The sequence below is a fragment of the Bacillus sp. P4_D3 genome, from assembly GCF_056401855.1.
In genome coordinates, this window is record NZ_JBFUIN010001066.1 from 1 (window position 1) to 869 (window position 869).

The window sequence follows — 869 nt, forward strand, 5'->3', positions numbered from 1 at the left end:
CCCTAGCGAAGAGCTAGGGTGTTTGTGTTATATAGTTTCACCATATGCTTCCGAATTAGGAGCAGGAGTAATCAACGAATCCTTTGTAGCGTTTCCTATAATAGAATGTAGGTGTTTAACGTTTAAATATAGGAAGAAAAACAATTAAGCTTTTATTTTATTTAAAATGGATACTCTATTAGTAGTGAATAATAAATAATTTTGCTTTACTGTCTTAATTAAAATACGATCAGTTGTACCATATGCTGTTCCAATTCGGATTGCGCTTTTTTCTTCAACACCAGCATATGTATTATCTTCAGTTACCTCAGTGATTTCACATAATGGAATATGAATTTTAGAGAATTGCCATGAAATAATTAGTTCGTCTTTTGTTTTTTCAACATTAATACCTAACATGTTACCAAGACCTTTCTATATTAAGATTTTACTCTTTCAATTTTATTATACAAATTTACAGATTTTATTTCTATTTTTTTACAGGAATTATGCAAATAACAACGAGATAAATGTTCATAATTACTTTCATTCTTATTATAACGAATTCTACAATAGAAGACAGAACGTATATTTGGTATAATCAAAACATACTATATGAAATGATGTACATGAGTTTGAAATTCATGTAATGAGGTAAGTACTACATAACAATAGCTAATATTCAAAGTTCTCGTACCTATAGGATTCAATTCATGTTATATAAACCAATTGTTAGAAAGGAAAAGATGTAATGAATCAAATTTCATTTGAAGATTTATTTGAAGAAGAAAAAGAAAAGGTGGAGATAGCTGAGATACCAGTACCTTTATCGCCCTTACAAAAGGATATTTTAGAATTACTTAATTCTGAAGAAATAAGTGCACTTGAGC

General features: G+C 28.5%; 2 protein-coding genes. One reads left to right on the forward strand and one right to left on the reverse strand.

What is annotated here, in order from left to right; all coding sequences use genetic code 11:
• Positions 1-144 precede the first annotated feature (144 nt).
• Positions 145-399, reverse strand: coding sequence for a SunI/YnzG family protein (locus tag AC1DTM_RS29180; RefSeq protein ID WP_002066160.1), 255 nt, complete (start codon positions 397-399; stop codon positions 145-147).
• Between the two features lie 331 nt (positions 400-730).
• On the opposite strand from AC1DTM_RS29180, the gene AC1DTM_RS29185 reads away from it, so the two are divergent.
• Positions 731-869: DUF3895 domain-containing protein (locus tag AC1DTM_RS29185; protein WP_477001568.1), on the forward strand; the 139-nt coding region annotated here is incomplete at its 3' end.

What these genes read in the sequence shown, in the direction of transcription:
- AC1DTM_RS29180 (WP_002066160.1), bottom strand. Translation starts at nt 399, where the DNA reads ATGTTAGGTATTAATGTTGAAAAAACAAAAGACGAACTAATTATTTCA.